The sequence below is a fragment of the Lysobacter yananisis genome, from assembly GCF_031199375.1.
GTDB lineage: Bacteria > Pseudomonadota > Gammaproteobacteria > Xanthomonadales > Xanthomonadaceae > Lysobacter > Lysobacter yananisis.
Window position 1 is genome coordinate 5,183,127 of the sequence record NZ_CP133568.1, and the last position, 17,989, is coordinate 5,201,115.

At 67.3% G+C, this 17,989-nt stretch carries 14 protein-coding genes and 1 tRNA gene; all 15 read right to left on the reverse strand.

All coding sequences use genetic code 11. The annotated features are described in order from the left end of the window. Positions 1-49: 49 nt before the first annotated feature. The 15 genes from infB to nuoE all read right to left on the reverse strand — a co-directional run bounded on the left by infB (position 50) and on the right by nuoE (position 17,976). The gene (infB, locus tag RDV84_RS21310; protein ID WP_057947339.1) at positions 50-2,725 is read right to left on the reverse strand and encodes a translation initiation factor IF-2; all 2,676 of its coding nucleotides are present in this window, start codon (positions 2,723-2,725) and stop codon (positions 50-52) included. A gap of 212 nt (positions 2,726-2,937) precedes the next feature. Next, entirely contained in the window at positions 2,938-4,425 is a 1,488-nt protein-coding gene (nusA, locus tag RDV84_RS21315; protein ID WP_057947338.1) for a transcription termination factor NusA, read from the reverse strand. 63 nt (positions 4,426-4,488) lie between these two features. Further along, positions 4,489-5,067 (reverse strand): ribosome maturation factor RimP, encoded by a 579-nt coding sequence (gene rimP, locus RDV84_RS21320; protein ID WP_309151512.1) that lies wholly within the window; start codon positions 5,065-5,067, stop codon positions 4,489-4,491. 276 nt (positions 5,068-5,343) lie between these two features. Beyond that, positions 5,344-5,420 (reverse strand) — tRNA-Met (locus tag RDV84_RS21325). 161 nt (positions 5,421-5,581) lie between these two features. Then, complete coding sequence (locus tag RDV84_RS26990) at positions 5,582-5,902, reverse strand: DUF6053 domain-containing protein (RefSeq protein ID WP_425608181.1); 321 nt, start codon at positions 5,900-5,902, stop codon at positions 5,582-5,584. Beyond that, positions 5,875-7,314: an NADH-quinone oxidoreductase subunit NuoN gene (gene nuoN, locus RDV84_RS21330; protein ID WP_309151513.1), complete on the reverse strand. Its 1,440-nt coding sequence runs from the start codon at positions 7,312-7,314 to the stop codon at positions 5,875-5,877. The genes RDV84_RS26990 and nuoN overlap by 28 nt, the downstream gene beginning before the upstream one ends. Before the next feature lie 159 nt (positions 7,315-7,473). Then, complete coding sequence (locus RDV84_RS21335) at positions 7,474-8,991, reverse strand: NADH-quinone oxidoreductase subunit M (protein WP_309151514.1); 1,518 nt, start codon at positions 8,989-8,991, stop codon at positions 7,474-7,476. Between the two features lie 18 nt (positions 8,992-9,009). After that, positions 9,010-11,154 (reverse strand): NADH-quinone oxidoreductase subunit L, encoded by a 2,145-nt coding sequence (gene nuoL, locus RDV84_RS21340; protein ID WP_309151515.1) that lies wholly within the window; start codon positions 11,152-11,154, stop codon positions 9,010-9,012. Positions 11,155-11,160: 6 nt separating this feature from the next. After that, entirely contained in the window at positions 11,161-11,487 is a 327-nt protein-coding gene (gene nuoK, locus RDV84_RS21345; protein ID WP_057947334.1) for an NADH-quinone oxidoreductase subunit NuoK, read from the reverse strand. Further along, positions 11,484-12,125 (reverse strand): NADH-quinone oxidoreductase subunit J, encoded by a 642-nt coding sequence (locus RDV84_RS21350; RefSeq protein ID WP_057947333.1) that lies wholly within the window; start codon positions 12,123-12,125, stop codon positions 11,484-11,486. Before RDV84_RS21350 ends, nuoK begins: the two co-directional genes overlap by 4 nt. Positions 12,126-12,134: 9 nt before the next feature. Beyond that, positions 12,135-12,623, reverse strand: a complete 489-nt coding sequence (gene nuoI, locus RDV84_RS21355) for an NADH-quinone oxidoreductase subunit NuoI (RefSeq protein ID WP_057947332.1) — start codon at positions 12,621-12,623, stop codon at positions 12,135-12,137. 13 nt (positions 12,624-12,636) lie between these two features. Continuing rightward, positions 12,637-13,695: an NADH-quinone oxidoreductase subunit NuoH gene (gene nuoH, locus RDV84_RS21360; RefSeq protein ID WP_309151516.1), complete on the reverse strand. Its 1,059-nt coding sequence runs from the start codon at positions 13,693-13,695 to the stop codon at positions 12,637-12,639. Between the two features lie 21 nt (positions 13,696-13,716). Further along, positions 13,717-15,963: an NADH-quinone oxidoreductase subunit NuoG gene (gene nuoG, locus RDV84_RS21365; RefSeq protein WP_078996652.1), complete on the reverse strand. Its 2,247-nt coding sequence runs from the start codon at positions 15,961-15,963 to the stop codon at positions 13,717-13,719. A 103-nt stretch (positions 15,964-16,066) separates the two neighbouring features. Further along, positions 16,067-17,437 (reverse strand): NADH-quinone oxidoreductase subunit NuoF, encoded by a 1,371-nt coding sequence (nuoF, locus tag RDV84_RS21370; protein WP_309151517.1) that lies wholly within the window; start codon positions 17,435-17,437, stop codon positions 16,067-16,069. Between the two features lie 11 nt (positions 17,438-17,448). After that, positions 17,449-17,976, reverse strand: coding sequence for an NADH-quinone oxidoreductase subunit NuoE (gene nuoE, locus RDV84_RS21375; protein WP_309151518.1), 528 nt, complete (start codon positions 17,974-17,976; stop codon positions 17,449-17,451). Between the last annotated feature and the right edge of the window lie 13 nt (positions 17,977-17,989).

A 17,989-nucleotide genomic window follows, 5' to 3' on the forward strand; every position in this document is an offset into this window, starting at 1 on the left:
TCGAGTGGCTTTCGCTCACTCCTCACTTCTCTCCGCTCACTCCTATGCCTCAAAGCGTGCGCTGGACCTCGATGCGCTCGAAGCACTCGATCTGGTCGCCCGGCTTGACGTCGTTGTACGCCTTCACGCCGATGCCGCATTCGGTGCCGTTGCGCACTTCGTCGACGTTTTCCTTGAAGCGGCGCAGCGATTCGAGTTCGCCTTCGAAGACCACCGCGTTGTCGCGCAGCACGCGGATCGGCTTGGAGCGCTTGACCACGCCCTCGATCACCATGCAGCCGGCGACCGCGCCGAACTTGGAGCTGCGGAACACGTCGCGGACCTCGGCGGTGCCGATGATCTCCTCGCGGATCTCCATGCCGAGGATGCCCGAGGCGACCTGCTTCACCTGGTCGATCACGTCATAGATGATCGAGAAGTAGCGCAGGTCGACGCCGTTGGCCTCGATGATGCGGCGCGCGGAGGCGTCGGCGCGGACGTTGAAGCCGATCACGGTCGCCTTGGCGGTGGCCGCGGCGTTGGCGTCGGATTCGGTGATGCCGCCCACGCCGGAGCTGATCACGTTGATGCGGATCTGCTCGTTGGACAGCGCGACCAGAGCCTGGCGCAACGCTTCCACCGAACCCTGCACGTCGGCCTTGACGACGAGGTTGAGGCTCAGCTGGCCCTCGCCCTTGCCCATCTGGGCCATGATGTCTTCCATGCGGTTGCCGGCGGCGGCGACCAGGCGCGATTCGCGGCGCTTGGCGTCGCGCTGCTGCGCCACGTCCTTGGCCAGGCGCTCGTCCTCGACCACGACGAAGTCGTCGCCGGCGTCGGGCACGCCCGACAGGCCCAGCACCTGCACCGGAATCGACGGGCCGGCCTGTTCGACCTGCTTGCCGGTTTCGTCGAACAGCGCGCGCACGCGGCCGTAATGCACGCCGCACACGAGGTAATCGCCCTTCTTGAGCTGGCCCTGCTGGACCAGCACCGTGGCGACCGGGCCGCGGCCCTTGTCGAGCGCGGATTCGATCACCGTGCCGGTGGCCCGGCCGACCGGAGCGGCCTTGAGTTCGAGCACTTCGGCCTGCAGCGAGATCGCGTCGAGCAGATTGTCCACGCCCGCGCCGGTCTTGGCCGAGAGTTCGACCATCTGGGTGTCGCCGCCGAAATCCTCGGCGACCACGTCTTCGCCCAGCAGTTCGTTCTTGACCCGCAGCGGATCGGCGTCGGACTTGTCGATCTTGTTGATCGCCACGATCAGCGGGACGCCGGCGGCCTTGGCGTGCTGCACGGCCTCCTTGGTCTGCGGCATGACGCCGTCGTCGGCGGCCACGACCAGCACCACGATGTCGGTCAGCTTGGCGCCGCGCGCGCGCATCGAGGTGAACGCGGCATGGCCCGGGGTGTCGAGGAAGCTGATCACGCCCTTCGGCGTTTCCACGTGGTACGCGCCGATGTGCTGGGTGATGCCGCCGGCTTCGCCGGAGGCGACCTTGGTGCGGCGGATGTAGTCCAGCAGCGAGGTCTTGCCGTGGTCGACGTGGCCCATGATGGTGACCACCGGCGGACGCGGCGCCTTGTCGCCCTGCGCCTCTTCGGCGTGGGCCAGCAGCGCGTCCTCGGCGTCGTTGCCCAGGGCCTTGACCACGATGTGGCCGAGCTCTTCGGTCACCAGCGCGGCGGTGTCGTGGTCGATGCTCTGGTTGATGGTCGCCATGACGCCCATCTTGAACATCGCCTTGACCACGTCGCCGCCCTTGAGCGCGAGCTTCTGGGCGAGATCGGCGACGGTGATGGTCTCGCCGATGGCGACTTCGCGCACGATCGGCGCGGTCGGCCGCGAGAAGCCGTGCTGGCCGCCACCGGAGCGCGACTGCTCGTTCTGGCGACGGTTCTGCTGCATCCGGCCGCCCTTGCCGCGGGTGTTGCTGTTGCTGCGGCGGGCGCGGTCGGACGGCGACAGGTGCAGCTGGCCGGCGAAACGGTTGGCCGAATCGTCGTCTTCCACGCCGGCGACCATCGCGTGCGAGCCGCGGGTCTTGTGGCGGGCGGCCGCGGCGTTGCGGTCGTCGGCGGGACGCGCGGGTTCGGGCCGGGCGGGCTTGGGATGGCCGTGGCCATGCGTCGCCGGCGGCTTGCGCGCCGGGTCGGCGGCGGCCGCGCCCGGAGCGGCGGCCTTGGCCGGCTCCGAAGCGGCCGGGGCCGGCGCGGGCTCGTTGGCGCGCAGCGCGGCGGCCTCTTCCTCGGCCTTGGCGCGCGCGGCGTCCTCGACCGCGCGACGCGCGGCGTCGACGGCGTCGGCGCGACGCTTGTCGTCGGCGGCCAGGCGCTGCTGCTCGGCGAGGTTGCGCTGCTTGGATTCCTCCAGCTTGCGCAGGATCTCGGCGCGCTCCTCGTCCTCGCCGACGCCGCCGGCGCCTTCGTTCGGCTTGACCAAGGTCACCTTCTTGCGCACCACCACGTCGACCGTGGTGCGGTTCTTGCCGCCGCCGACGGTGATTTCCTGCTTGCGGCTGCGGTTGAGGGTGATCTTCTTCGCCGCCTCGTCGCCGTCGGCGGGCTTGTCGGCCTTGCCGTGGGAACGCTTGAGGAAGCCGAGCAGCTTGACTTTCTCGATGCTGGTCACGACCTGATCGGGGCCGCTGAACTTCATGCCGGCCTCGGCCAGCTGTTCCAGCAACTTCTCGACCGGCGTGTTCACCAGTTCGGCCAGCTTGCGGATGGTGGTTTGCTGCGACATTCGGTTTTCCGTGTCCTCTTGGCGCGGGACGCATCCCACGCGTGATGGCGCCATTCTAGCTCCGCGCGCGCCCAAGGTCCGGCCCGCGCAGGCCTTCGCGGCCTGCTCGCGGACCGGGCCCGCGCCCGATCCTGCGAATCCGGCCGGGCCCGTCGGGACCGTGGCCGGCTTGCCGCAAGACGTCCCGTGGACCTCTTGCGGCCTTCCTCACCTCATTCGAACCAGTGCTTGCGCGCTTCCATGATCAGGGCGGCGGCACGTTCCTCGTCCACGCCTTCGATATCGGTCAACTCGTCGGTGGCCAGATCGGCCAGGTCGTCGCGGCTGACCACGCCGCGCGAAGCCAGGGTGAACGCCAGCGCCTCGTCCATGCCGGCCAGTTCCAGCAGGTCGGCCGCGGGCTGGTGCTCGTCGAGCTCTTCCTCGGCGGCCAGCGCCTCGTTGAGCAGCGCATCGCGGGCGCGGGCGCGCAGTTCCTCGACGATGTCCTCGTCGAAGCCCTCCACCGCCAGCAGCTCGCCGACCGGCACGTAGGCGATTTCCTCGACCGTGCTGAAGCCCTCGGACACCAGGATGCCGGCGATCTCCTCGTCCACTTCCAGCTTGTCCTGGAACAGCTGGCGCGCCGCGTTCTGCTCGGCCTCGGACTTGGCGGTGACCTGGTCCTGGGTCATGACGTTGAGCTGCCAGCCCGACAGGCGGCTGGCCAGGCGCACGTTCTGGCCGCCCTTGCCGATCGCCTGGGCCAGTCGCTCTTCGGCCACGGCCAGGTCCATCGAGTGCTTCTCTTCGTCGACGATGATCGACTGCACTTCCGCCGGCGCCATCGCGTTGATGACGAACTGGGCCGGGTTGTCCGACCACAGCACGATGTCCACGCGCTCGCCGTTGAGTTCGTTCGACACCGCCTGCACGCGCGAGCCGCGCATGCCGATGCAGGCGCCGATCGGATCGGTGCGATTGTCGTGCGCCAGCACCGCGATCTTGGCGCGGTCGCCCGGATCGCGCGCGCAGGCCTTGATCGAGACCAGGCCCTGGCCGACTTCCGGCACTTCCAGCTTGAACAGCTCCATCATGAATTCCGGCGCGGCGCGGCTGATGAACAGCTGCGGGCCGCGCGGCTCGGTGCGCACGTCGAACAGGTAGCCGCGGACGCGGTCGCCGGCGCGCAGCACGTCGCGCGGGATGCCCTTGTCCTTGGGGATGATCGCCTCGGAGTTGCCGCCCAGGTCGACGTAGATGTTGCCGCGCTCGACCCGCTTGACGATGCCGGTGACCAGCTCGCCGACGCGGTCCTTCCACGCGTCCACGACCTGGGCGCGCTCGGCCTCGCGCACGCGCTGCACGATCACCTGCTTGGCGGCCTGCGCGGCGATGCGGCCGAACTCGGGATTCTCGATCTGTTCTTCGATGTAGTCGCCGACTTCCACGCCCTCGACTTCGTCGACCGCGTCCATCAGGCGGATCTGGCGGTCCGGCGACTCCATGACCACGTCGTCGGCCACGACCTCCATGCGCCGGAAGGTCTCGTAGCTGCCGTCCTTCTGGTCGATGGACACGCGCACCAGCACGTCCTCGTCGTGGTAGCGCTTCTTCGCGGCCGAGGCCAGCGCGGCCTCGATGGCCTCGAAGATCACTTCGCGCGGTACGCCCTTTTCGTTGGCGACCGCGTCCACCACCAGCAACAGTTCCTTGCTCATCTGTTCACTCCGCACGGATCGGCGTGGGCCGCCGGCTCTCGGGTTGGTAATTGGGTTCGATGCTTACTTCTTCGAAGCGTCCGGCTTCGAAGGCTTGTCCTTGGCGGGCCGGCTCTTGCCGGGCTTTTCCGGGGCGAAGCCCAGCGCCGCCCAGTCCGGCACGATCCGCGCCTTGTCGATGTTCGAGAACGGCACCGCGAAGCGCGCGCCGTCGATCGCGAACACCACCTGCTCGCCTTCCACGCCGACGATCTCGCCCTGCAGGCGGCGACGGCCTTCGTGCGGCAGCTTCAGCCCGACCTTGGCGGTCTCGCCGGCGAAGCGGCGGTAGTGGTCGAGCGCGAACAGCGGACGGTCGATGCCCGGCGAGGACACCTCGAGGGTGTAGTTGCCGCTGATCGGATCCTCGACGTCGAGCTGGGCCGAGATCTCGCGGCTGACCGCCTCGCAGTCCTCGATGCCGACCGAGCGCGGCTGCTCGCCTTCGGCGGTCGCGTCGAGCTCGGCGGCCGGCACGTCGATGTACACGCGCAGCGTCGCGCTGCCCGGCGCGGGCAGGTATTCGATGCCGAGCAGTTCCACGCCCAGCGACGCCACCGTGGGCGCCAGCAGTTGCGCGATTTGCGTTGCCTTGTCCGTCACGCGCCTGAACTCCTGAAGGGTGGCGACCGGCGAAAACCAATCATCTGGATGCACTGCTTCCGCGATCGTCTGCAACGGCGGCGTCCGGTATTCCGACGCCGTCGCCGCACTCGCAGGAAAGCCGAATTGCGGAAAGCCGAAAACGACAAAGGGCCCATCGGGCCCCTTGTCCGTACAACTGGATTTCGGCGTATCGGCGCGAGCAGAGCGTCGATACAAAGCCCGACTTTCGATCGAAACGGCCGCTGCGAACAGCGCGGCCGTAACAGCCAAAAGTGGTAGCGGGGGTAGGATTTGAACCTACGACCTTCGGGTTATGAGCCCGACGAGCTGCCAGACTGCTCCACCCCGCATCAGGCCGACAAGTGTAACGGTCGGCTTAACTTTCTGCAAGCCTGCAATCAGATTTTCATGATTGCCGCTTACCGCTTCGAACGCGCCGGTGTTCCCCGGTGTTTCGCGAAATCCGTATCGCGTTCGCAGGCCGGCAATCTTAGGCTGTGTTCGAAATAATTCAAGCCCCCAGGACAGTTTCGAGCCGATTATTTTTCTCAGGACCGATTGAGCATGGTCCGCGGGCGGCTGGAACCCCTGCCCCGCCGTCGCTTTCGATGAATGCGGATTCAGCCGCGGGCCCGGCGGCTGTAGGAGGGCCTTCAGGCCCGATGCTCTTGTGCCCGGTCGCCGGGACCTGAGCGGAGAGCATCGGGCCTGAAGGCCCTCCCACAAGAGCCCGGTCTCCACTGCCGCAAAAAAGCGAAGGGCCGCCCAGCGGCGGCCCTTCCTCGCAGCGGGTGTCGCGCCGGCTCAGGCCGCGAACGCGCGCTGGCACCACTCCATGATCGGGTTCCAGGCGATGCCCAGCGCCAGCAGCGCCAGCGCGTTGACCCCGAACACCACGCGCAGCGGACGGTCTTCGTTCGGCGGCGGCAGCTTGCCTTCGGGTTCGTCGAAGTACATCGCCTTGATCACGCGCAGGTAGTAGAACGCGCCGATCACCGCGAACACGACACCGACGATGGCCAGCCACAGCATGTCGCCCTGCAGCGCGGCCTTGAGCACCGCCAGCTTGGCCCAGAAGCCCAGGAACGGCGGCAGGCCGGCCAGCGAGGCCATCACGCACAGGATCATGCCGGCCAGCCACGGGTTGCGCGCGTTGAGGCCCTTGTAGTCGTCGATCCGGTCGGCCTCGAAGCCGCGGCTGGACATGACGATGATCGCGGCGAACGCGGCCGAGGTCATGATCGCGTAGCTGATCGCGTAGAACATCGCCGCGGCGAAGCCCTGCGCGCCGCCGCCGGCCATGCCGATGAACAGGAAGCCGACGTGCGAGACCGTCGAGTACGCGAGCAGACGCTTGAGGTTGGTCTGCAGCAGCGCGCTGAGGTTGCCGATCGCCAGCGACAGCACCGCCAGGCCGGCCAGCAGCAGGCGCCAGTGGTGGTCCAGGCCGTGCGCGCCGACCTCCAGCAGGCGGTAGGTCATGCCGAACGCGGCCAGCTTGGGCGCGGCGCCGATGAACAGCGTGATCGGGGTCGGCGCGCCCTGGTAGACGTCCGGCAGCCACATGTGGAACGGCGCGGCGCCGAACTTGAAGGCGATGCCGGCGACCACGAACACCACGCCGGTGATCAGCATCATCGACTTGGGACCGACCGAGGCGGCCACCGCGATCTGGTCGAGCATCAGGCTGCCGGTGGCGCCGTAGATCAGCGACAGGCCGTACAGCAGCAGGCCCGAGGCCAGCGCGCCGAGCACGAAGTACTTGATCGCCGCTTCCGAGGCCAGCGGGCTGTCGCGGTCGACCGCGACCAGCGCGTACGAGCACAGCGCCAGCATCTCCAGGCCGACGTAGACCATGGTCAGGCTGCCGGCGGAGACCAGGAACATCATGCCGGCGATGGCGAACAGCATCAGCACCCCGACCTCGCCCTTGTACAGGCCGCGCGCGCGCAGGTAGGGCCAGGTGTAGATCAGCGACAGGATGCCGACCACGCCGATGCCGAGCTTGAGCACGTCGGCGGCGGTGTCGCGCACGAACATGCCGCTGAGCACGGTGCCCTGCCCGCCCACGTCGAAGGCGATCATCGCCGTCGCCGCGGCGACCACCAGGATCGAGAAGACGTGGGAAACGATGCGGTTCCGCTCCTCGACGAACAGGTCGAGCATCAGCAGCGCGAACGCGCCGACGACGACCACCAGTTCGGGCAGCAGGGGCATGATGTCGGCGAGAGAGCGTACGGGCATGTTCATTTAGTGCATCTCATGGCGGATCCGGCTCGGCTTCGAGCCTTGCTCTAGGAGCGAGCGGAGAGGAGTGAGAAGTGAGCGGCGGGCGCTCGCGCTTTTCTCTCGCTGCTCACTTCTCGCTTCTACTCACTTCTGCGCGGGCCGGGCCCGCGCGGTTTACAGCTTACTGGCGACGATCTGGCTGGCCAGATTGGCGATCGCCGGCTCCATCAGGTCGGTCAGCGGCTTGGGCCACACACCCAGAACCAGCACGCCCACCGCGAACACGCCCAGCACCAGCGCCTCACGCGGGTTGAGGTCTTCCATCTCGGCGACGTGGGCGTTGCCGACGTCGCCCCAGATCACCCGCTTGACCAGCCACAGGGTGTAGCCCGCGCCGATGATCAAGGTGGTCGCGGCGGCGAAGCCGATCAGCGGATGCTTCTGGAACGAGGCCAGGATCACCATGAACTCGCCGACGAAACCCGAGGTGCCCGGCAGGCCCGAGTTGGCCATCGCGAACAGCACCACGAACGCGGCGAACCAGGGCATCACGTTGGCGACGCCGCCGTAGTCCTTGATCATGCGGCTGTGCATGCGGTCGTACAGCACGCCGACGCAGGTGAACATCGCGCCGGACACGAAGCCGTGGCTGATCATCTGCACCATCGCGCCCTGCAGGCCCAGGCGCGCGGCGTCGGCGCCGTGGGCGTCGCCGCTGTGGACCAGGCCGAAGGCGATGAAGGTGCCCAGGGTGACGAAGCCCATGTGCGAGACCGACGAGTACGCGATCAGCTTCTTCATGTCCTCCTGGACCAGCGCGACCAGGCCGACGTAGACCACCGCGACCAGGCTCAGCGCGATCACCAGCCAGGCCCACTCGTGGCCGGCGTCGGGCACGATCGGCAGGACGAAGCGCAGGAAGCCGTAGCCGCCGATCTTCAGCATGATCGCGGCCAGGATCACCGAACCGGCGGTCGGCGCTTCCACGTGCGCGTCCGGCAACCAGGTGTGGACCGGGAACATCGGCACCTTGACCGCGAAGGCGATCAGGAAGCCGAAGAAGATCCACATCTGCTCGGTCGCGCTGAGCTGCAGGCCGTACATGTCGGCGATCTGCCAGCTGCCGCCCTTCAGGTACAGGTAGATCAGCCCGACCAGCATGAACACCGAGCCGAGGAAGGTGTACAGGAAGAACTTCACCGAGGCGTAGACGCGGCGCGGGCCGCCCCACACGCCGATGATGATGAACATCGGGATCAGCATGCCCTCGAAGAACACGTAGAACAGCATCGCGTCGAGGGCGGAGAACACGCCGACCATCAGGCCTTCGAGGATCAGGAACGCGGCGTAGTACTGGCTGACGCGCTTGTCGATCGAGGTCCAGGCGCTGATCAGCACCAGCATCGAGGTCAGCGTCGTCAGCGCGATCAGCGCCACCGAGATGCCGTCCACGCCGAGGTGGTAGCGGATGTCGAAGGCCGGAATCCAGGCTTTCTGCTCGACCAGCTGCATGTTCGCGCTGGTGAAGTCGCCGTGGGTGAACATCAGCAGGCTCAGGCCGAGCGTGACGATGGCCACGACCAGGGCGAACCAGCGCGCCGCGTTGGCGCGTTGGTTGCCGAAAGCCAGGGTGGCGAAGCCGCCGAAGATGGGCAGCCAGATCAGGAGGCTAAGCAAGGGCACGGGGATCACGTTCGGTGTCCTTGTCGATTAGTGCCAGAACTTGATGACGACGGCGAGCAGAACGATCAGGCCGACAATCATCGCGAAGGCGTAGTGGTAGAGGTAGCCGGACTGGACGTGGCGGGCCAGGTTGGCGACGAAGCCGACCACGCCGGCGCTGCCGTTGACCACCGCGCCGTCGATCAGCTTGGTGTCCACCGCGCGCGAAGCCTTGCCAAGCTTGACGCCGCCGCCGGCGAAACCGCCGATCCACAGGTTGTCCATGCCGTACTTGTTTTCCAGGATCCGGATCGGCAGCGCGAACAGCTTGGCCGCCTTGGCCGGCAGTTCCGGCTTCCACAGGTACATGACCGTGGCCAGGGCGAAGCCGCCGAAGGCCAGCCAGAACGCAGGCGCCATGAAGCCGTGCAGGGCGAAGGCGACCGGGCCGTGCCAGGCTTCCTTGGCCATCTCGGCGACGGTGTCGCGCTCGGGCAGCAGGTCGATCGCGCCGAGGAAGTACGGCAGCTGCTTGACGTGGCCGGACCAGTCGGTGCCGAACAGCATCGGGCCGGCGGTGAAGAAGCCGATCAGCACCGACGGGATCGCCAACAGCATCAGCGGCACGGTCACCACCCACGGAGATTCGTGCGGCTCGTGCGGGCCGTGGTGGCCATGATCGTCGTGGGCGTGGTCGTCGTGCTTCTTGCCATGATCGTCGTGGGCATGCGCCGCATGGTCGTCGCGGCCGTGACCGTGGTCGTCGTGACCGTGGTCAGCGTGCGCGTCGCGGAAGCGCTCCTTGCCGTGGAAGGTCAGGTACAGCAGGCGGAAGCTGTAGAACGAGGTCACGAACGCGCCGAGCAGCACCGCCCAGTAGGCGTACTGCGACACCCAGGTCGCATGCTCGCCGTGAGCGACGTGCGCGGCCGCCTCGATGATGGTGTCCTTCGAATAGAAACCGGCGAAGAACGGCGTGCCGACCAGGGCCAGGGTGCCGAGCAGGCTGGTCCAGTAGGTGATCGGCATGTACTTGCGCAGGCCGCCCATCTTGCGCATGTCCTGCTCGTGGTGCATGCCGATGATGACCGAGCCGGCCGCCAGGAACAGCAGCGCCTTGAAGAAGGCGTGGGTCATCAGGTGGTACACCGCGGCCGAGTACGCCGACACGCCGAGCGCGACGGTCATGTAGCCCAGCTGCGACAGGGTCGAGTACGCGACCACGCGCTTGATGTCGTTCTGCACGATGCCGATCAGGCCGGTCCAGAACGCGGTGGTGGCGCCGATGAACAGCACGAAGTTCAGCGCGGTCTGCGACAGCTCGAACAGCGGCGACATGCGCGCGACCATGAAGATGCCGGCGGTCACCATCGTCGCGGCGTGGATCAGCGCCGAGATCGGGGTCGGGCCTTCCATCGAGTCCGGCAGCCACACGTGCAGCGGCACCTGCGCCGACTTGCCCATGGCGCCGATGAACAGGCAGATGCAGATCACCGTCGGCAGCGACCACACGATCGGATCGGCGCCGCCCCAGACCTGGATGGTGCGCTCGGCCAGGGTCGGGGCGTGGGCGAACACGGTGCCGTAGTCGAGCGAGCCGGTCGCCCACAGCACCGCGCAGATGCCGAGCAGGAAGCCGAAATCGCCGACGCGGTTGACCAGGAACGCTTTCATGTTGGCGAACACCGCGGTCGGCTTCTTGAACCAGAAGCCGATCAGCAGGTACGACACCAGGCCCACCGCTTCCCAGCCGAAGAACAGCTGCAGGAAGTTGTTGCTCATGACCAGCATGAGCATCGAGAAGGTGAACAGCGAGATGTAGCTGAAGAAGCGCTGGTAACCGTCGTCCTCGGCCATGTAGCCGATGGTGTAGATGTGCACCAGCAACGAGACGAAGGTGACCACCACCATCATCATCGCGGTCAGCTTGTCGATCATGAAGCCGACGTGGGCCTCATAGCCGCCGATCTGGAACCAGGTGTAGACGTTCTCGTTGAACGGCGCGGCGCCGTGGCCGACCAGCTGCCACAGCACGTACACCGACATCGCGCAGCTCGCCGCGACGCCGAGGATGGTGACGGTGTGCGAGCCGGCGCGGCCGATCTTGCGCCCGAACAGGCCGGCCAGGATCGCGCCGAGCAACGGCGCGAGCACGATGGCGAGCAGGATGGACTTGGAGATTGCGGGTTCCATGCCGGATCAGCCCTTCATCGAGTCGATTTCGGCGACGTTGATCGTGCGCCGGTTGCGGAACAGCGTGACCAGGATGGCCAGGCCGATGGCGGCCTCGGCCGCGGCCACGGTCAGGATGAAGAACACGAACACCTGACCGGCCGGATCGGCCAGCTGGCGCGAGAACGCGACGAAGTTGATGTTGACCGCGAGCAGCATCAGCTCGATCGACATCAGCAGCACGATCACGTTCTTGCGGTTGAGGAAGATGCCGGCGACGCTGATGCAGAACAGCACCGCGCCCAGGGCGAGGAAGTGGCCGAGGGCTAGGCCCGACCCGAAGAATTCGCTCACGGCTTGGCCTCCTGCGCTGCGTCGGCCGGCGCCGGTTCGGCGGCGACGGGCTTCACGGCGTCCATCTTGATCATGCGGATGCGGTCGCTGGCGCGCACGCGCGCCTGCTCGCTCGGGTTCTGGTGCTTGGCGCCCGGGCGGCGGCGCAGGGTCAGCATGACCGCGGCGATCACCGCCACGGTCAGGATCACCGCGGCGATCTCGAACGGCAGCAGGAAGTCGGTGAACAGCGCGGTCGCCAGCCACTTGGTGTTGGAGCCGCCGGACGCGTCGGCGGTCAGCGGCGCGGCGAGCGACGCCTTGACCCCGATCAGGGTGATCATCTCCACCAGCATCACCACCGCGACCAGCAGGCCGACCGGCAGGTAGCGCACGTAGCCCTCGCGCAGCGGGGCGACGTCGATGTCGAGCATCATCACCACGAACAGGAACAAGACCATCACCGCGCCGACGTAGACCAGGATCAGGGCCACGCCGAGGAACTCGGCGCCGGCGATGATCCACACGCAGGCGACCGAGAAGAAGGTCAGCACCAGGCTGAGCGCGGCATGGACCGGGTTCTTGACGCTGATCACGGCCACGGCCGAAAGCGTGGCCATGGCGGCGAAGACGAAGAAGGCGATCTGGGCGAGATCCATGTCGTGTACTCAGCGGAAGGCGGCGTCGGCGGCGCGGCGCTCGGCGATCTCGGTCTCGAGACGGTCGCCGATCGCCAACAGCTGCGGCTTGGTGACGATGTTCTGTCCGCGCTGGTCGAAGTGGTACTCGTGGATGTGGGTCTCCACGATCGAGTCGACCGGGCAGGATTCCTCGCAGAACCCGCAGAAGATGCACTTGAACAGGTCGATGTCGTAGCGGGTCGTGCGGCGGGTGCCGTCGGCGCGCTTCTCCGAATCGATGGTGATCGCCAGCGCCGGGCACACCGCCTCGCACAGCTTGCAGGCGATGCAGCGCTCTTCGCCGTTGGGATAGCGGCGCAGCGCGTGCACGCCGCGGAAGCGCGGCGACTGCGGCGTCTTCTCCATCGGGTACATCAGCGTGTACTTGGGCTTGAACAGGTACTTGAGCGTCAGCCCAAGGCCCTGCGCGAGCTCGATCAGGAGCAGGCTCTTGAAATAGGAAACGATGCGATTCATGAGTTGCTCCGCCTCACTGTCCCGGCAGGAAGATGCCGTAATACGACATCAACGCGACCACGACGATCCAGGCGATGGTCAGGGGGATGAACACCTTCCAGCCCAGGCGCATGATCTGGTCGTAGCGATAGCGCGGGAAGGAGGCGCGGAACCAGATGAAGCAGCTGGCGAAGAAGAACACCTTCGCGAGCAGCCACCACCAGCCGTCGACCGACAGGAACGGAATGCCGAGGCCCTGGAACGGGCTCAGCCAGCCGCCGAGGAAGAAGATCGCGGTCAGGAAGCTGATCAGGATCATGTTCGCGTATTCGGCGAGGAAGAACAGCGCGAACGCCGAACCCGAATACTCGACCATGTGGCCGGCCACGATCTCCGACTCGCCCTCGACCACGTCGAACGGCGCGCGGTTGGTCTCGGCCACGCCGGAAATGAAGTAGACGACGAACAGCGGCAGCATCGGCAGCGCGAACCACTCCAGCGCGCCGGCGTTGCCCGACTGGGCCATGACGATGTCGGTGAGGTTGAGGCTGCCGGCGCCGACCATCACGCCGACCATGGCGAAACCCATCGCGATCTCGTACGACACCACCTGCGCGGCGGCGCGCATCGCGCCGAGGAAGGCGTACTTCGAGTTCGAGGCCCAACCGGCGAGGATGATGCCGTACACGCCCAGCGAAGTCATCGCCAACAGGTACAGCAGGCCGGCGTTGGCGTTGGACAGCACCAGCTTGGCATCGAACGGCACCACCGCCCAGGCCGCGAACGCCGGCGCCAGGGTCAGCAGCGGCGCCAGCTTGTACAGGAAGGACTCGGCCTTGGCCGGCTGGATCACTTCCTTGAACAGCAGTTTGAACACGTCGGCGAAGGCCTGCAGGATGCCCATGCCGACGTACATCGGCCCGTGGCGCACGTGCATCCAGCCGATCAGCTTGCGCTCCCAGACCACGTAGAAGGCCACGGTGATGATCACCGGCATCGCGATCAGCAGGATCTTCAGCACGATCCACAGCACCGCGCCGACCATGCCCAGCGACAGGAACCAGTTGTGCAGCGGGTCGACCAGCTGGGTCATGAACATTCCGTCCGTCATGGCTTAGGCCCTCCCCGCCTGCACGCGGCCCGCGCCGAGCGGCGCGGTGGCGCCGTGGCCGCTTTCGATCCACACCGTGCCCGGCGCGACCTTGGCGCTGATCGCGACCGGCAGGGTCGCGGTGCCGGCGCCGGCGCCGAACTTGCCGACCATGCCGTCGCCGAAACCCAGCGCGGCGGCGTCGGCCGGATTCAGCACGGCGCGCGGTTCGAGATTGAGCGGGTGCGACTGCAGCGCGGGCGCGCGGCGCACGGTGGCGTCGCTGCGGTAGATCGCGGTGGAGACGGCGAGTTCGAGACCGCCCTCGCCCGCCACGTTCGGCGCGCGGCCGGCGGCCGGCGTCACCGCGCGCGGCGCGATGCTCGCGCGCAGGCCGGCGAAGTCGGTGAACTCGAAGCCGCTGGCGCCGAGTTCGCCGCCGAGCGCGCGCAGCACGCGCCAACCGGCGCGGGCCAGGCCCGGCAGCTTGCCGCCGGCGATGGCCTGCTGGTCGCGGCCGTCGAGATTGGTCAGGGTCGCGTCGATTTCCGGCAGCAGCGCGATCGGCAGGATCACGTCGGCCACGGCCTTGGTCGAGCGGCAGGCGTAATGGCTGAACGCCACCACCTGGGCCGCGCCGAGCGCGCGCAGCGCGCTTTCGGTGTCGGCGAAATCCAGGCCCGGCTCGATGCCGTAGACGATGTAGGCGCCGCGCGCGTCGCTGAGCATCGCGCCGGCGTCGCGCGCGCTCGGCAGCACGCCGTGGCGGGCCAGACCGACCGCGTTGGCGCCTTGCGGGATGCGGCACAGCTTGGCGCCGGTGGCCTCGGCGAAGGCCTGGGCGGCGGCGCGGATCGCGGCCGCGTACGGGCCGTTCTCGGCCACGCCGCCGACGATCAGCGCGACGTGGTTGCCGCCCTTGGCGATCTCGCGCAGCGCGTCGTCGCCGAGCGCGGCGGCGAGCTGCGACGGCGCGACGATGCGCTTGCTGGTCAGGTCGAAGGTGAAGTCGAAGTCGACCGGATTGACCGCGTGCACCTTGGCGCCGCGGGTGTAGGCCTTGCGCACACGCTGCTGCACCAGCGGCAGTTCGTGGCGCAGGTTGCTGCCGACCACGATCACCACGTCGGCCTGCTCGATCTCGGCGACCGGCATGGCGAAGGTTTCGGCCACGGCGGCGTCGGACAGGTCGTGCTGCGAGATGCGGTGATCGATATTGCCGGTGCCCAGCGCTTCGGCCAGACGCGCCAGCAGCGCGCCCTCTTCGTTCGAAGTCGCCGGGTGCGCGAGCACGCCGAGGTTGTCGCCGCCGTTGTCGCGCAGGATCTTGGCAGCACGGCTCAGCGCCTCTTCCCAAGAGGCTTCTCGCCACTCGCCGTTGTCCTTCAGCAGCGGACGCTGGGCGCGGTCTTCCGCGTACAGGCCCTGGTGCGAATAGCGGTCGCGGTCCGACAGCCAGCACTCGTTGACCGCTTCGTTGTCGCGCGGCACGGTGCGCAGCACGTCGCCGCGGCGAACGTGCAGGAACAGGTTGCTGCCTAGCGCGTCGTGGTAACCCAGCGACTCGCGCGCGGTCAGTTCCCACGGACGCGCCTTGAACTGGAACACCTTGTTGGTCAGCGCGCCGACCGGGCACACGTCGATGACGTTGCCCGACAGTTCGGTGGTCAGCGGCTTGCCGTCGAAGGTGCCGATCTGCAGGTTCTCGCCGCGGTACATGCCGCCGAGCTCGTAGGTGCCGGCGATTTCCGCGGTGAAGCGCACGCAGCGGGTGCACTGGATGCAGCGGGTCATCTCGGTGGCGACCAGCGGACCGATGTCCTCGTCCGGCACCACGCGCTTGCGTTCGGCGTAACGGCTGACCGAACGGCCGTAGCCCATCGACACGTCCTGCAGCTCGCACTCGCCGCCCTGGTCGCAGATCGGGCAATCCAGCGGGTGGTTGGCGAGCAGGAACTCCATCACGTTGCGCTGCGACTTCAGCGCGCGCTCGTTGCGGGTGAACACCTTCAGCCCGTCCATCACCGGCGTGGCGCAGGCCGGCGACGGCTTCGGCGCGGCGCGGCCGCCGACCTCGGTATCGACCAGGCACATGCGGCAGTTGGCGGCGATCGCCAGCTTGTCGTGGTAGCAGAAACGCGGGATCGGAATGCCGGCCTTGTCGGCGGCATGGATGATCATCGAATTCTTCGGCGCGGCCATCTCGACGCCGTCGATGAAGACGGTGACGTGGTCGGGCGGCAGATTCGGATTTACGGGTTGAGCGCTCACAGCGAGCCCCTCATCGAAGCGTCGGACAAGCCCCTTGAGTCAAGGGGCGCATTGTTCCGGCGCGCGGCGCGGGAACAATGGGGGATGTGGAAGGACGACGCGCTCATGCGGCCACCTTCTTTTCGACCACAGTGCCGGCCGCTTGGTCGTCGACCAGGAACCGCTTGTTGACGATCGCGTACTCGAACTCGTCCCAGAAGTGATGCAGGAAGCCCTGCACCGGCCACGCGGCGGCTTCGCCGAACGCGCAGATGGTGTGGCCTTCGATCTGGCCCGCGGCGGCGCGCAGCATCTGCAAGTCTTCCAGGGTCGCCTGCTTTTCGGCGATTCTCGTCAGCATGCGGTACATCCAGCCGGTGCCTTCGCGGCACGGCGTGCACTGGCCGCAGCTTTCCTTGAAATAGAACCGGGCGATGCGCTGGCAGGCGCGGACCATGCAGGTGGTGTCGTCCATCACGATGACCGCGCCCGAGCCGAGGCCGGAACCGGCCTTCTGCAGCGAGTCGTAGTCCATCGTGCATTCCATGATCGTCGCCGCCGGCAGCACCTTCATCGAGGAGCCGCCGGGGATCACCGCCTTGAGCTTGCGCCCGCCGCGGATGCCGCCGGCGAGCTGCAGCAGTTCGGAGAACGGCGTGCCCAGGCGGATCTCGAAGTTGCCCGGGTTGGCGACGTGGCCGGACACCGAGAAGATCTTCGGGCCGCCGTTGTTGGGCTTGCCCAGGCCGGCGAACCATTCCGCGCCGTTGCGCAGGATCGCCGGCACCGAGGCGTAGGTCTCGGTGTTGTTGATCGTGGTCGGCTTGCCGAACAGGCCGAAGTTGGCCGGGAACGGCGGCTTGAAGCGCGGCTGGCCCTTCTTGCCTTCCAGCGATTCCATCAGCGCGGTCTCTTCGCCGCAGATGTAGGCGCCGGCGCCGAGCGCGCCGTAGATGTCGATGTCCACGCCGCTGCCGAGCACGTTCTTGCCCAGCCAGCCGTTCTCGTAGGCTTCCTTCAGCGCCTGCTCGAAATGCTCGAACGGCTCGTGGTGGAATTCGCCGCGCAGGTAGTTGTAGGCCACGGTCGAACCGGTGGCGTAGCAGGCGATCGCCATGCCCTCCACCACCGAGTGCGGGTTGAAGCGCAGGATGTCGCGGTCCTTGGCCGTGCCCGGCTCGGATTCGTCCGAGTTGCACAGGATGTACTTCTGGGTGCCGCTGCCCTTGGGCATGAAGCTCCACTTCAGGCCGGTCGGGAAGCCCGCGCCGCCGCGGCCGCGCAGGCCCGAGGCCTTGACCGCGTTGATGATCTCGTCCGGCGGCGTCTTCTCGCTGAGGATCTTGCGCAGCGCGCTATAGCCGCCGGTCTTCAAATAGTTTTCGTACGACCACGGAGTGTCGTAGTGCAGCGTCGTGTAGACGACCTGGTGCTCCTGCGGAGCCGGGCCGACCGGGCCGTAGCCCTTGGAATAATCGTGGTGACCGTGCGCCATCTCGCCCGACCTCACTTCAGACCGTCGAGCAGCTCGTCGACTTTCGCCGCGTCGAGCTTCTCGTGGTAATGACCGTTGACGACGACCACCGGCGCGCCGCAGCACGCGGCCAGGCATTCTTCCTCGCGCTTGAGGAAGACCCGGCCGTCGGCGGTGGATTCGCCGAGCTTGCAGCCCAGCTTCTTCTCGGCGTGCGCGACCAGGTCCTGCGCGCCGTTGAGCCAGCAGCTGATGTTGGTGCAGAAGGCGACGTTGTTGCGGCCGACCTGCTGCGTCTCGAACATCGAATAGAAGCTCGCCACCTCGTACGCCCACACCGGCGGCAGGCTCAGGTACTTGGCCACCGCGGCGATCAGCTCGTCGGTCAGCCAACCGCCGTTCTGCTCCTGCGCCGCGTGCAGGCCCTGCAGCACCGCCGAACGCTTGCGCTCCGGCGGGAACTTGGTCAGCCAGTGATCGATGTGCGCGCGCGTCGCATCGGACAACGCCACCATCGGATCGACGTGCTGTGCGGCCTCGAAATTGCCTGTCGCCTTCATTTCTTCTTTCCTC